Here is a 13,303-nt window from a genome sequence, read left to right as displayed (position 1 = left end):
GGGTAAATGAACAAAGGGAGATGAGAAAAGAATAGGATGGTGGATAAGCAGACTTTGTGTATAGAAACAAGAAAAGATGGGACTTTGGTGGTACTTGATGGAACTTTTTATGGGAAGTTACACCTGTGTAATATCTTGAATATTAGGTGGTTGTCTTCGAGGTGGGACTTGCGGTACTTTTTTGAAGGAAAAACTTTCTGAGGGAAAAATAAAATTAGATAATTTCCAATGCATAATATTGGTAATCTCTTATTAAAGTTTGTAGAAATTGTTCATCGTTTAGTTCTGTGGAGTGAATACCAAGCACTTCTTTAATTTTCTTCGATAACAATTGCAACATTTGCCAACGTTTGCCGGGAGGTGCGTCCAAAGTTTTGGAAATAACATTGACTTGTTCCAAAGATAAGTCGGCAGCCTGTGGAAAGGTAGGGCGATAACTGTCCGTTAAATAATCGTATTCATCCAGATTGACTTGTATCTTCTTGTAGTTCTTTTCTTTAATAACTAAAGTGCCGGCCGCCAAGTCGCCTAATCGTTGATTGTTTTTGGATAATAATATAACGAGTAGCCCCAAACCTCCGGTTAAAGGAACGTCTACTATATAGAGCAACCATCGGAGCAGATAAGAACTAAAAGTAGGGGTGCTGCCATCTGCCTTTACCACGCGAATGTTGAGAAGCATTTTACCCGGACTTTGCCCTTGGTTAAACACTTCGAAAAGCAGAGAATAACAAATCCAAGGCACATAAATGATAATTGCCCAAACGATCATCGTTACATCGGAAAAAGAAGTAAGCCTGAATAAACTAACTATATAAATGGTAGATATCAGGTACAAAAAGAGTATCACATAATCAATGAATTTAGCAATCAGACGATCGCCAAGACTTGCAGATACCTGGTTGATGCGAACAAACTGTCCTGTAATGATGGTGGATGTAGCCATTTCTCTTTTGAAACTATTTGTGCGTTTTGATTGCAAATATATGATAATTCTCTTACTTTTGTCTCTCGCTAAACTGAAAGTTTCACGGCAACGGGATAAAGTAATCAATGAAAGAAGTCGTATTTATTCGTCGGAATATAGAAAAATGGAGGAAAACGGAAGAAGTGGTGGAGAAAGCCTCCCAACTTAGTCCCGACCAATTGGCCGACGCTTATATGGACTTGACCGCCGATCTGGCTTTTGCGCAAACTCACTACCCGAACTCGCGTATTACTATCTACTTAAATAATCTCGCCTCTTCTTTACATAATGTGATTTATCGTAATAAGCGGGAGAAATGGACACGCGTTGTTTCCTTTTGGACATCTGAGGTGCCGCAAACCATGTATAATGCCCGTAAGGAGTTACTAATATCCTTTACAGTTTTCGCCATCAGTGTATTGATAGGGGTGGTATCTACCTTGCATGATGAAACGTTTGCCCGTCTTATCATGGGAAATCAATATATAGATATGACGCTCCGCAATATAGCCAATGGAGAACCAATGGCGGTTTATAACGGAGGGAGCGAAGTGGCGATGACGCTGGGCATCACCCTGAATAATATAATGGTTTCGTTCAATACATTTGTTTTTGGTTTATTAACCAGCTTCGGCACCGGACTTCTTTTAGTAAAGAATGGTATAATGGTAGGTGCTTTTCAGGCATTCTTTTTTCAACACGATTTGTTGGGAGAATCGATGCTTGCTATCTGGCTGCATGGTACATTAGAAATTTGGGCCATTATTGTGGCAGGAGCGGCCGGACTGGCATTAGGCAACGGATGGCTATTTCCCGGAACTTATTCCCGCCTTACCTCCTTTATGCATGGAGCGAAGAAAGGATTGAAAATAGTTATAGGCACTGTGCCTGTTTTTATGCTGGCCGGATTTATAGAAGGTTTTATAACCCGACACACTCACTTGCCGGTGGCTATCCGGTTAGGGATTATACTATTATCGTTGGCTTTTATTCTATTTTACTATATTTATTTACCCAATAAGATACATCATGGAAACAGAAAAAACTAAAATCCCCTTTTATGTACAACGCTCTTTCTCGGACAAGATAAATGCAGCTTTCGATTTTATTAAAGAGAATTGGAAGATTCTGCTGAAAACTACCACCTATTTGCTTCTGCCTGTAAGCTTAATACAGGGAATCTTTACCGGTTCCGTAATGAGTATGGCAGGGTTGCTTTACAATCCGGCTTTTCAGAGTCAGATAAATCGTGGAGTTCTTCCTTTCGACCAGGAAGGTTTTTTGATTAATTATGTAGGGCTGATGTTGTCGTCTTTTGTAGGGCAGTTTCTGCTTCTTTCTCTTGTTTATACATTGCTGAAAACGTACAATGAAAGAGAAGAGGGTTTGAAGGGAATTACATTATCCAACATTACATCTCCGTTAATAGGTAATATCGGACGCTGTCTTATTATGTTTCTTGTATCCTTATTATTGTATATTGGGGTGGCGTTAGTGCTTGGGCTGCTGGCTGCTGTTACTCCATTTACCTTAATACTTACTATACCTGCACTGATTGTGTTTTCTTTTCCTTTATTGATTTGGCCGGCAACTTACCTGATGGAGCAAAATAGTGTATTCGGAGCTTTGAGTAAAAGCTATCGTTTAGGTTTTGCTACACTCGGTGGTGTACTTGCCATATATTTGGTAACGGCTATTCTGGCTTCAGTTGTTCAGGGAGTGTTCTCTACTCCTCTGACGGTCAGCACTATGGTGAAGAATATGTTTAGTCAAAGCGATACGGTAGGAGATGTTTCTGTTGGCTATAAATTTATGCTGTATGTGTTAGGAGTGCTTCAATCTTTCAGTGGCTATTTGTCTGCAATTCTTGTTTGCCTTGGATTGGCCTATCAATATAGCCATGCCAGCGAAAAAGTAAGCCGTGTATCTGTTGAAAGTGATATTGATAACTTCGAAAATCTATAAATAACAGCATGCTTCACCCCACCGATACTATAGCATACAATGCGGAGAAGGTTGCCCGGTGGCAATCTGATCCTGCGTATAACTATAATCGGGAGCTCATGATGCCGGATGTGAACATCTATGAGTTGTTGCTTCGGTGGTTGAATGAGTTGTTGGGAAAGTTCTTTGGCAGTAAGTTTGCAAACGATTACGGAGAACTCGTACTGGTACTTATTTTTGTGGCAATTGTATTGTTGCTGGTTTGGTTTTTGTACCGTAAACGCCCCGAACTGTTTATGCGCTCGCGTAAAGTGCCGTTGCAGTATACCGTACACGAAGATACCATTTACGGAATAGATTTCAATAAAGAAATAGAACGCGCCCTTTCGGGATCGGATTATAAAGAAGCCGTTCGTTTATTATACCTCCAAACCCTCAAGCAATTAAGCGATAAGGAGCTGATAGACTGGCAATTGTATAAAACACCTACCGAATATATCTATGAGGTAAAAGCCGAAGGAATGAAAGAGTCTTTCCGCAACCTGACCAATAGCTTTTTGCGGGTTCGTTATGGAAACTTCGAAGCTTCTGAGTTGCTTTTTCAGGAGATGAGGCAGCAACAGGAAAAGATGTTCAAAGGAGGAAACGGATGAAAGGAAACAGTATATATATTATTTGTATATTGGTATTCCTTGTCATTCTATTTGCCGTGGAGCACAATAGACCCAAGAAGTTTAGCTGGATACCCACCTATAGCCGGTATGATAAACAACCATTTGGGTCGGCAATTTTCGATGATGTAGTGTTATCTTCCTTAGATACGGAATATACAATATGCGATCATACCCTTTATCAATTAGCCGAAGATTCGACTCAAAACCGGAATGTGTTGGTTGTTGCCGATCAGCTTCAGTTAGGAAAACCTGATGTGGAAGCAGTTCTTTCTATGGCAGAGAAAGGGAATAAAATAATGTTGGTGGCCTCCCAATTTGGTTATTTACTGGGCGATACACTTGGCTTTAAAATGCATTACGGGTATTTTAATATACAGCAATTTAAGAAATATGCTACCTCTTTTGTATATAATCAGGATACTATCTGCTGGCAGAAAGATGCTGTGTACAACGAGGCTGAGTATTACCTGAAGTCTCAACTTTGTTATGCTACCTTTTATAAAAGAGATTCGTTAAAGACTGCACTTGCCAAGAAGAAAGATGGCTCGACGATTGCCATTAAACGAGAAGTAGGTAAAGGAGAAGTTATTTTAGTATCAACTCCTTTGTTGTTTACTAATTACGGAATGTTGGATAATAACAATGCTGCGCTGATCTTTCGTTTGCTTACACAACTAAAAGGAGCACCCATTGTTCGTACGGAAGCTTACGGGGCAGGGGCTACCGGATATGAAGATGAAACGCCTTTCCGTTATATTCTCTCGCAACCATCGCTCAGGTGGGCTTTATATATAACTATGGCGGTAATTGTGCTGTTTATGGTTTTCACAGCCCGTCGTAAACAGCGACCCATCCCCGTGGTTCGTAAACTGGAGAATAAAACCGTTGAATTTGTAAAGCTGATAGGCACACTCTATTTCCAGAAGAAAGATCATACAGACTTGCTTTGGAAGAAGTATGTTTATTTTGCGGAGACATTGCGCAGGAATATTCAGGTAGACATTGATAATGAGGAAGATGATCGCCGCCTGGCGCAAGTTATATCAGATAAAACAGGAATGGATAAGGGAGAGATTGAACAACTCTTCCGCAACCTGCGTCCGGTTTCTCGTGGAGAAAGAAGGGTAGAGGAGGAAGAAATGAAGAGAACAATAGATCAAATGAATAAGATAATCAACCAATTATAATCACATACAGCCTTATGGAAGAAATGAATACGCGAACAGATTTAACCCTTTTCTCCAGCAAGATGAAAGAGTTGAAACAACATATCGCCACAGTCATAGTAGGTCAGGAAAAAACAGTGGATCTGGTACTAACTGCCATCCTTGCCAACGGACATGTGCTGCTGGAAGGAGTGCCCGGTGTAGCTAAAACATTGCTTGCCCGACTTACCACCAAATTGATAGACGCGGATTTCAGTCGTATACAATTCACGCCGGACTTGATGCCCAGTGATGTATTGGGTACCACCGTATTTAATATGAAGACCAATGAGTTCGACTTTCATAGAGGTCCCATCTTTGCAGATGTCGTATTGGTTGACGAGATAAATCGTGCTCCTGCCAAAACCCAATCTGCTTTGTTCGAGGTGATGGAAGAAAGGCAAATCAGTGTCGACGGAAACACCTATAAGATGGGAGAGCTTTATACGATTCTCGCTACTCAAAACCCGGTAGAGCAGGAAGGAACTTATAAGCTTCCGGAGGCACAACTCGACCGCTTTCTGGTGAAGATCACCATGGATTATCCTTCTTTGGAAGAAGAAGTAGATATCTTGGAGCGTCATCATACCCGTTCCAACTTGGTGAAGCTGGAAGATATAAAACCGGTAATCACCAAAGAAGAGCTTCTGTCATTGCGTAAGTTAACCGAAGTGGTTTTTGTGGAACGTACTTTGTTGCAATACATCGCCCTGATTATACAGCAGACGCGTACCAGCAAAGCTGTTTTCCTGGGAGCTTCGCCTCGTGCTTCGGTAGCTATGTTGCAAGCATCCAAAGCCTACGCATTATTGCAGGGAAGAGATTTTGTGACTCCCGAAGATATTAAATTTGTGGCTCCTTATGTATTGCAGCACCGTTTGATACTCACCGCAGAGGCAGAGATGGAAGGCTATTCGCCCATAAAAGTAACCCAAAGATTGATTGACAAAGTAGAAGTACCTAAATAATGTTTCTGAACCAACGGTTTTATTTGGTTTGCACGCTGATTATTCTGCTGTTTGTGGTTGGCTATGCATTCAGTTCTCTGTTTATAATAGGGCAGCTCGCTTTTGTTGTATTACTTATTGCACTGGTGGTTGATTGTTGGTTGTTATATGCCGTCAGAGGAATTACAGCATCGAGAACTTGCGCGGATCGTTTCTCCAATGGAGACGACAATCCGGTACAGATAAGAGTAGAAAACCGTTATTCTTTTGCTATCCATTTAAAGGTAATAGACGAAATACCCGTTATCTTTCAGCAACGCAATATTGATTTCAGGTTATCACTTGAGAGCGGAGAAGGAAAGAATATCGAGTATAAACTTCGGCCCACGCAAAGAGGAGTCTATAACTTTGGTAAGATTCGTGTATTTGCAGCCACTCCTATCGGCTTGATATCCCGTCGTTTTACCTGTGGAGAACCGGAATCAATTAAAGTGTACCCTTCTTATTTAATGCTTCATCGCTACGAAATTATGGCAATGAGCAATAATCTAACCGAATTGGGTATTAAGAAGATACGTCGTATTGGGCATCAATCGGAATTTGAACATATCAAAGAATACGTAAAAGGGGATGATTACCGAACAATCAACTGGAAAGCCAGCGCCCGCAAACATACGTTGATGGTGAATGTGTATCAGGACGAACGATCGCAGCAAATATATAGTGTAATAGATAAAGGGCGTGTGATGCAACGTGCCTTCCGGGGAATAACACTATTGGATTATGCCATAAATTCTTCGCTGGTTCTTTCTTATGTATCTATCCACAAAGAAGATAAAGCCGGCCTGGTTACTTTCAACGACCATTTCGATAGCTTTATTCCTGCTTCCAGAAGATCCGGACAGATGCAAGCACTGTTGGAGGGATTGTATCAGCAGAAAACATCTTTTAAGGAAACCGATTACTCGGCACTTTGTGTACATTTAAGTAAATATTTAAATAAGCGTAGCTTTCTTATCCTCTACACCGATTTTGATACCATAGCAAGCTTAAACAGGCAAATGCCTTATTTGAAACAATTGGCCCGGCAGCACCGTTTGCTGGTAGTATTCTTTGAAGATGCCGAACTCAAAGAGCAAATAGAAAAGACTCCGGAAAGTACCGAGGCATATTATCAGCAAGTCATTGCAGAGAAGTTTGCTTTTGAGAAGAGGCTGATTGTGTCTACTCTGAAGCAACACGGCATCTATTCATTGCTGACTACTCCCGAGAGTCTCTCGGTAGATGTAATAAATAAGTATCTGGAGATGAAGGGTACTCATAGTTAAAATTCATCATTTATAATTCATCATTATTTAATCCCTCGCCGTTATTCGCCGAAAATCTGTATATTTGCGATCTTGAATGTAGTAAGTTCAAGAAAGTTAGCGTGATATGACCTTGTAGTTATTAACAAAACCGGGGACTTATCAACAAATATTGCAAAGACTTTCTTTTTTCGTAGGTGCTCTGAGTGATAATTACTTATTTCGCCTCGTAACAAAATGAAACTGTATGGGAAAAATTATTGCTTTAGCCAATCAAAAAGGTGGTGTAGGAAAAACGACGACTACGATTAATCTGGCAGCTTCGCTGGCTACGCTTGAGAAGAAAGTGTTGGTAGTAGATGCTGACCCGCAGGCAAACGCATCGTCCGGACTGGGTGTAGACATTAAACAGTCGGAATGTACTATCTATGAATGTCTTATAGATAGAGCAGATGTGAAGAAAGCCATTCACGACACAGACATAGATTCACTAAAGGTGATATCTTCGCACATCAATTTGGTGGGAGCAGAAATCGAGATGCTAAATCTGCCCAATCGCGAGAAAATAATGAAAGAGGTATTAGCACCTCTAAAGAATGAGTATGACTATATTCTGATTGACTGCTCGCCTTCATTGGGATTGATTACCATTAATGCACTTACTGCTGCCGACTCGGTTATTATTCCGGTACAGGCCGAATATTTTGCTTTGGAAGGAATTAGTAAACTTCTGAATACCATAAAGATCATTAAATCGAAATTGAATCCTAACCTGGAGATTGAAGGATTCTTGCTTACAATGTATGATTCTCGTCTTCGTCAGGCTAACCAGATTTACGATGAGGTGAAAAAACACTTCCAGGAGCTTGTATTTCAGACGGCTATACAGCGTAACGTGAAGTTGAGCGAGGCACCAAGTTATGGAGTACCTACCATATTATATGATGCCGAATCTAATGGATCAAAGAATTATATGACATTGGCTAAAGAGCTGATAGACAAGAATAGTTAATAGACGAGGAATAGTTATATATGGCACAGAAAAGAAATGCCCTGGGAAGAGGACTCGACGCCCTACTCTCTATGGATGATGTAAAAACCGAAGGTTCTTCTTCTATCAACGAGATAGAACTTTCTAAAATATCTGTTAACCCCAACCAACCACGTCGGGAGTTTGATGAGGTAGCTTTGCAGGAATTGTCGGACTCTATTGCCGAAATAGGTATTATTCAACCGATTACATTGCGTAAGCTGTCGGAAGATGAATATCAGATTATTGCAGGAGAGCGCCGTTATCGTGCTTCATTAAAGGCCGGGCTTACACGTATCCCTGCTTATATACGTACCGCCGACGATGAGAATGTGATGGAGATGGCACTCATTGAGAATATTCAGCGCGAAGATTTGAATTCCGTTGAAATAGCCTTAGCCTATCAACAACTGATTGAACGCTATAGTCTTACACAAGAACGTTTAAGCGAGCGAGTAGGGAAGAAGCGTACTACCATAGCCAACTATTTGAGATTGTTGAAACTTCCTGCGCAAATTCAAATGGCTTTGCAAAATAAGGAAATTGATATGGGGCATGCCCGTGCATTGATTGCCTTGAATGATCCGAAATTGCAAGTCAAAGTGTTTGATGAAATCCGCAAGCATGATTATTCTGTTCGTAAGGTTGAGGAAATTGTAAAATCTTTGGGCGAAGGAGAAACCGTTAAGAGTGGTTCTAAAAAGTTGACCCCCAAGAATGCGCGTTTACCGGAAGAGTTTAATGTGTTGAAACAACAACTTTCGGGCTTTTTCAATACAAAGGTTCAGCTTACTTGTTCCGATAAAGGGAAAGGGAAAATAAGTATTCCGTTTAGTAATGAGGAAGAGTTAGAACGAATCATGGAAATGTTTGATTCGTTGAAGAAATAAATGATAAAGAAGAGCATAAAATACCAATTACGGATAGCCCTGCTTCTCTGTTTCTTACAGGTGGCAGGGATTGATGTGTATGCACAGCAACCGGATTCGTTGGTTGTTGAATCGGAGAGGATTATTGCTGATAGTTTAGAACGGGTTAACCAAGAGAGTCTTGAAAAGTTGGAGGCTTCTGTCTCGCCTGAAATAAAACTGGATAGTATTCCTCTGGAACCGATAAAAGAGAAAAAAGTATGGGTGCCTAAACCACAAACAGCTACATGGTTGGCTGTTATATTCCCCGGAGGAGGTCAGATCTATAATCGTAAGTATTGGAAACTACCTATTATATATGGAGGGTTCGCAGGCTGTGCTTATGCACTGAACTGGAATAATAATATGTATAGGGATTACTCAAAAGCTTATATGGATATTATGGACGGAGATCCGCAGACAAAGAGCTATTACGATTTTATAAGAACTAACGAAACAATTGTTGAAGGAGATATGTCCGGGCGATACCCTTCTTTATTAAAAAAACGAAAAGATTATTATAGACGTTACCGTGATATCAGTGTTTTTGCTTTTATTGGGGTATATTTGTTATCAATAGTAGATGCATACGTGGATGCGGAGTTATCTAATTTTGATATATCCGATGATATTAGTATGCGTTTAGAGCCTACAGTAATCAATGATAATTTGCATCGAAAGAATAATGCAGTGGGGCTGCAATGCAGTTTTAGATTTTAAGAAGAAAGAAAAAGAGAGGATTAGAGTAAATGAAATCTATTAATTTATTTGGCTATTGCCTGCTTGTTTTTTGTTTCCTGTTTACAACACAGGTAAAAGGGCAAGATGTGAATGAAGATATACCCCTTCCCGAAGGAATGACTTTCCCGATGGATAGTTTGTTAAGCGACTGGCGTGTACGTACTTTCATTGTTTCGGACGAGGATTGTAATACTTCCAAAGTGAACCCGGAGTTTCCCGACTCGGTATATATTGATCGCCTTTCGCGTATACCTACCATTATGGAAATGACATATAATGAGGTGGTACGTAAATTTATAGATACCTACAATGTGCGGTTGCGCAATCAGGTTTCATTGATGCTTGCCAGTTCGAACTTCTATATGCCTATTTTTGAGGAGGCATTAGATGCTTATGGGCTTCCTATAGAATTAAAATACTTGCCTATTATTGAGTCTGCGTTGAATCCGTCTGCCGTATCTCGTGCAGGAGCTTCGGGTTTATGGCAGTTTATGATAAAGACAGGGCAGATTTACGGCTTATCTTCTAACAGCTTAGTAGATGAAAGAAGAGATCCTATTAAGTCAACCTGGGCAGCTGCGCGTTATCTGAAAGATTTGTATGATATTTATAAAGACTGGAATCTTGTGATTGCAGCTTATAACTGTGGGCCGGGTAATGTAAATAAAGCCATTCGACGTTCCGGAGGTAAAACCGATTACTGGGAAATCTATGAGTATCTGCCCAGAGAAACACGTGGATATGTACCGGCCTTTATTGCTGCCAACTATGTAATGACCTATTATTGCAATCATAATATCTGCCCCATGGAAACTAATATCCCGGCAGATACAGATACATTACAGATCACTCGTAAACTGCATTTTGAGCAAATATCCGATTTATGTAATATCTCTGTAGATCAGTTGGCGAGTTTGAATCCACAATACAAGAATCATATAATTCCGGGGGATTCTAAACCTTATACGCTTCGTTTGCCGCATAATCAGATATGTGCATTTATAAGTAACCAAGATAGCATTTATGCACATCGGGCAGATGAATTGTTTAAGAATCGAAGAACAGTTGACGTGAAAGCGTCTCAGGCTTCTTCTTCCAGAAGAACATCTTCCGGCTCTGCTTCTGCTTCCGGCAAATTGGTTTATCATAAAATCAGAAATGGAGAATCGTTGTCTACTATTGCCACTAAATATGGAGTACGTGTAAACGATATTATGAGTTGGAATAATATGAGGAACAATAAGATTATTGCCGGTAAACAACTGAAAATATATAAAAAGAAGTAGTTGCCCCCGGCGGTCTAACTAAATATACTATGGATAATAACGCATTATATAATATATCGGACGATGAATTGATTGAACAGACATTTCAGGAATTACTGAATGATTACCTTTCTACCAAACATCGTAAACGTGTTGAAATAATAACCAAAGCATTTAATTTCGCCAATCAGGCGCATAAAGGAATTAAACGACAATCCGGTGAACCTTATATTATGCATCCGTTGGCTGTGGCAAAGATTGTGTGTAATGAAATTGGTTTGGGATCTACCTCTATATGCTCGGCTTTATTGCATGATGTAGTTGAGGATACTGATTATACAGTGGAGGATATTGAAAATATCTTCGGGCCGAAAATAGCACAGATTGTCGACGGGCTAACTAAAATTTCCGGTGGTATATTTGGCGATAAAGCTTCGGCTCAGGCAGAGAACTTTAAGAAACTGCTGCTCACTATGTCGAGCGATATACGTGTTATCTTGATTAAGATAGCCGATCGTCTTCATAATATGCGTACATTAGGGTCGTTAGCCACCAATAAGCAATTGAAAATAGCAGGTGAGACGCTTTATATATACGCTCCTTTAGCTAATCGTTTAGGGCTTCATAAAATAAAGACTGAGCTTGAAAATCTTAGCTTTAAGTATGAACACCCGGAAGAATATGAAGAAATAGAGAACAAGCTACATGCCTCGGCTGCTGAGCGTGATGAGGTGTTTCAGCAATTTACGGCTCCTATTCGTAGTCAGTTAGATGCGATGGGTATTAAGTATTATATTCTTGCCCGTATCAAATCTATTTATTCCATTTGGAATAAAATGCAAACTAAGCATGTGCCGTTCGATGAAATTTTTGATCTGCTCGCCGTACGTATTATCTTTGAACCAAAGAATTCGGCTGAGGAATTGAACGAGTGTTTTAATATCTATGTAGCAATATCTAAAATATACAAACCTCATCCTGACAGATTACGAGATTGGGTGAGTCATCCTAAAGCAAATGGCTATGAGGCGTTGCATGTAACATTGATGGGCAATAACGGTCAGTGGATTGAAGTGCAGATCCGAAGTGATCGTATGAATGATGTAGCCGAGCAAGGATTTGCAGCCCATTGGAAGTATAAAGAAGGTGGCGGAGGCGAAGATGAAGGCGAACTTGATAAATGGTTGCGTACCATTAAAGAGATTCTGGACGACCCTCAGCCTGATGCAATTGATTTTCTGGATACCATTAAGCTGAACTTGTTTGCTTCGGAAATATTTGTGTTTACTCCTAAAGGAGAAATTAAAACGATGCCTCAAAATGCTACGGCATTGGACTTTGCTTTCTCTCTGCATACAGATATTGGACGGCATTGTATTGGAGCCAAAGTGAATCATAAATTGGTGCCTCTCAGTCATAAGTTGGAGAGTGGCGACCAGGTAGAAATATTAACATCCAAATCTCAGCGTGTACAACCACAGTGGTTGACGTTTGCCACTACTGCTAAGGCGCGTTCGAAGATATCTGCGATTTTAAAGAAAGAACAACGTAATTATCAAAAGAAAGGAGAAACTGTACTGAATGAGTTTTTGCTTGAAGAAGGCATACGCCCGGAAATAGTTAACTATGATAAATTGTTGAACCTACATAATATACACACCAAAGAAGAACTATTGGCAGCTATTGGTAGTCGGATGATTATCCTGGGTGACAATGATAGGAATGTATTGAAAGAAAAACAGAGTTCTAATTGGAAAAAGTATTTAACATTCTCTTTTGGTAGCAATAATAAAGACAGCAAGCAATCCAAAAAACAAGAAAATGAGATTGAAGAAAAAACTTCGAAAGAAGTTATCAATCCCAAAAAAATTCTCAAACTAACAGAAGATGCTATACAGAAAAACTATGTGATAGCTACCTGTTGTAATCCTATACCGGGCGATGATGTATTAGGATATTTGGATGAAAGGAATAAAGTAACTATTCATAAAAGGCAATGCCCTGTAGCTGTGAAATTGAAAAGCAGCTATGGAAATAGGATTATTGCCACCGAATGGGATTTACATAAATCTCTCTCTTTCTTAGTTTACATTGTTTTGAAAGGAATTGATCGTGTTGGCTTGCTGAATGAAGTAACTCAGGTGATATCTCGCCAATTGGGGGTAAATATCAAGAATGTAAATATCGTATGTGAAGAAGGCATTTTTGAAGGTAAATTCCAGCTTTTTGTTCATGATGTGGATGATGTGAAACAGATTATCGATAATCTGAAGAAAGTGTCTGATATAAAAATGGTTACTCGTGTTCAGGAGTAG

12 protein-coding genes are annotated in these 13,303 nt (G+C 39.9%); 11 read left to right on the top strand and 1 reads right to left on the bottom strand.

Going from position 1 to position 13,303, the window contains the following annotated elements:
* Positions 1-214 precede the first annotated feature (214 nt).
* Positions 215-946, bottom strand: coding sequence for an RDD family protein (locus tag D0T60_RS14355; protein ID WP_163218799.1), 732 nt, complete (start codon positions 944-946; stop codon positions 215-217).
* A gap of 107 nt (positions 947-1,053) precedes the next feature.
* Between D0T60_RS14355 and D0T60_RS14350 the strand changes: the two genes are divergently transcribed.
* From D0T60_RS14350 to D0T60_RS14300, 11 genes are all read left to right on the top strand, one after another.
* Positions 1,054-2,016 carry a stage II sporulation protein M gene (locus D0T60_RS14350; RefSeq protein WP_163218798.1) on the top strand — a complete coding sequence of 321 codons (963 nt, stop codon included), beginning with the start codon at positions 1,054-1,056 and terminating at the stop codon, positions 2,014-2,016.
* Positions 1,997-2,932 carry a hypothetical protein gene (locus tag D0T60_RS14345; RefSeq protein WP_163218797.1) on the top strand — a complete coding sequence of 312 codons (936 nt, stop codon included), beginning with the start codon at positions 1,997-1,999 and terminating at the stop codon, positions 2,930-2,932. The genes D0T60_RS14350 and D0T60_RS14345 overlap by 20 nt, the downstream gene beginning before the upstream one ends.
* An 8-nt stretch (positions 2,933-2,940) precedes the next feature.
* Positions 2,941-3,564 (top strand): DUF4129 domain-containing protein, encoded by a 624-nt coding sequence (locus tag D0T60_RS14340; protein WP_163218796.1) that lies wholly within the window; start codon positions 2,941-2,943, stop codon positions 3,562-3,564.
* Entirely contained in the window at positions 3,561-4,772 is a 1,212-nt protein-coding gene (locus D0T60_RS14335) for a DUF4350 domain-containing protein (protein ID WP_163218795.1), read from the top strand. Before D0T60_RS14340 ends, D0T60_RS14335 begins: the two co-directional genes overlap by 4 nt.
* A 14-nt stretch (positions 4,773-4,786) precedes the next feature.
* Entirely contained in the window at positions 4,787-5,758 is a 972-nt protein-coding gene (locus D0T60_RS14330; protein ID WP_163218794.1) for a MoxR family ATPase, read from the top strand.
* Positions 5,758-7,065 (top strand): DUF58 domain-containing protein, encoded by a 1,308-nt coding sequence (locus tag D0T60_RS14325; RefSeq protein WP_163218793.1) that lies wholly within the window; start codon positions 5,758-5,760, stop codon positions 7,063-7,065. Before D0T60_RS14330 ends, D0T60_RS14325 begins: the two co-directional genes overlap by 1 nt.
* Positions 7,066-7,291: 226 nt before the next feature.
* Positions 7,292-8,056 carry a ParA family protein gene (locus D0T60_RS14320; protein WP_163218792.1) on the top strand — a complete coding sequence of 255 codons (765 nt, stop codon included), beginning with the start codon at positions 7,292-7,294 and terminating at the stop codon, positions 8,054-8,056.
* 20 nt (positions 8,057-8,076) lie between these two features.
* Positions 8,077-8,964, top strand: a complete 888-nt coding sequence (locus D0T60_RS14315) for a ParB/RepB/Spo0J family partition protein (protein WP_163218791.1) — start codon at positions 8,077-8,079, stop codon at positions 8,962-8,964.
* Positions 8,965-9,702, top strand: a complete 738-nt coding sequence (locus D0T60_RS14310) for a DUF5683 domain-containing protein (RefSeq protein ID WP_163218790.1) — start codon at positions 8,965-8,967, stop codon at positions 9,700-9,702.
* A gap of 29 nt (positions 9,703-9,731) precedes the next feature.
* Positions 9,732-11,009 (top strand): lytic transglycosylase domain-containing protein, encoded by a 1,278-nt coding sequence (locus D0T60_RS14305; protein ID WP_163218789.1) that lies wholly within the window; start codon positions 9,732-9,734, stop codon positions 11,007-11,009.
* Between the two features lie 29 nt (positions 11,010-11,038).
* Positions 11,039-13,303, top strand: coding sequence for a bifunctional (p)ppGpp synthetase/guanosine-3',5'-bis(diphosphate) 3'-pyrophosphohydrolase (locus D0T60_RS14300; protein WP_163218788.1), 2,265 nt, complete (start codon positions 11,039-11,041; stop codon positions 13,301-13,303).

It is taken from the genome of Bacteroides sp. 224, assembly GCF_010500995.1.
Classification (GTDB): domain Bacteria; phylum Bacteroidota; class Bacteroidia; order Bacteroidales; family Bacteroidaceae; genus Bacteroides.
This window is presented reverse-complemented; position numbering and strand designations above follow the sequence as displayed.

Excerpts from the sequence above, each read along its gene's own strand:
- D0T60_RS14335 (WP_163218795.1), top strand. The coding sequence starts at position 3,561 with ATGAAAGGAAACAGTATATATATTATTTGTATATTGGTATTCCTTGTC.
- D0T60_RS14340 (WP_163218796.1), top strand. The coding sequence starts at position 2,941 with ATGCTTCACCCCACCGATACTATAGCATACAATGCGGAGAAGGTTGCC.
- D0T60_RS14300 (WP_163218788.1), top strand. The coding sequence starts at position 11,039 with ATGGATAATAACGCATTATATAATATATCGGACGATGAATTGATTGAA.
- D0T60_RS14310 (WP_163218790.1), top strand. The coding sequence starts at position 8,965 with ATGATAAAGAAGAGCATAAAATACCAATTACGGATAGCCCTGCTTCTC.
- D0T60_RS14355 (WP_163218799.1), bottom strand. The coding sequence starts at position 946 with ATGGCTACATCCACCATCATTACAGGACAGTTTGTTCGCATCAACCAG.
- D0T60_RS14325 (WP_163218793.1), top strand. The coding sequence starts at position 5,758 with ATGTTTCTGAACCAACGGTTTTATTTGGTTTGCACGCTGATTATTCTG.
- D0T60_RS14315 (WP_163218791.1), top strand. The coding sequence starts at position 8,077 with ATGGCACAGAAAAGAAATGCCCTGGGAAGAGGACTCGACGCCCTACTC.
- D0T60_RS14305 (WP_163218789.1), top strand. The coding sequence starts at position 9,732 with ATGAAATCTATTAATTTATTTGGCTATTGCCTGCTTGTTTTTTGTTTC.
- D0T60_RS14330 (WP_163218794.1), top strand. The coding sequence starts at position 4,787 with ATGGAAGAAATGAATACGCGAACAGATTTAACCCTTTTCTCCAGCAAG.
- D0T60_RS14350 (WP_163218798.1), top strand. The coding sequence starts at position 1,054 with ATGAAAGAAGTCGTATTTATTCGTCGGAATATAGAAAAATGGAGGAAA.
- D0T60_RS14320 (WP_163218792.1), top strand. The coding sequence starts at position 7,292 with ATGGGAAAAATTATTGCTTTAGCCAATCAAAAAGGTGGTGTAGGAAAA.
- D0T60_RS14345 (WP_163218797.1), top strand. The coding sequence starts at position 1,997 with ATGGAAACAGAAAAAACTAAAATCCCCTTTTATGTACAACGCTCTTTC.